We start from the raw sequence: 657 nt of genomic DNA on the forward strand, positions 1-657 counted from the left end.
CCAAAGCGTCTGTATCCCGCCGCAGCAAGCAGCAACCAGCCACCAATAAAGGCAAAACCGCCAATCGGGGCCACTGCACCAAACGCAGAAATGCCGCCAAAGGCAATGGCGTACAAAGACCCGCAGAAGAAAACGATCCCAACAAGCATTGCATAGGCGGCAATGCGCAGGAACTTCTCATCGGGCACATGATGAACCAGGCCGGCAATCGCGGCCAGGGCAACAGCATGCACGAGCTGATAATGCGCGCCCTTCTCGACCAGACCACGTGCATAATCCATTTCGCTTCCAGCCATGCCATGGGCGGCAAACGCCCCCAACGCAACCGCCATCGCACCATTCAGTCCGGCCATAACCACAGAAATACGCATCAGAGGTTCCCTAAAAAAGAAGTGCAGTTGTTTCGAACAGATTAGACATCAACAAATCCGTCCGCCATGCGAAAACGCAAAAAAAATGGCCGTACAACAAGTGTACGGCCAGTAACTCTCTTGGGGGAGATGTGCCGGAACATTTAAATGTCCGCCACACCAATACCTTTACCTGTCGATGATCCTCTTCTCTGTGACAGTCGTCACATGAAGACAAAAAAAATCATACAAATACGACCTAATGAATTGACTCACTTAGGAATTCTTCAAGTCGGCGCACATCCGG

General features: G+C 51.4%; 1 protein-coding gene. It reads right to left on the bottom strand.

Annotated features, from left to right (window positions below; genetic code table 11):
• The coding region (locus B3Z49_RS14195; RefSeq protein WP_008890791.1) for a DUF423 domain-containing protein at positions 1–371 on the bottom strand (371 nt) is incomplete at its 3' end.
• Between the last annotated feature and the right edge of the window lie 286 nt (positions 372–657).

The sequence above is a fragment of the Thalassospira sp. UBA1131 genome (genome assembly GCF_002311515.1).
Classification (GTDB): domain Bacteria; phylum Pseudomonadota; class Alphaproteobacteria; order Rhodospirillales; family Thalassospiraceae; genus Thalassospira.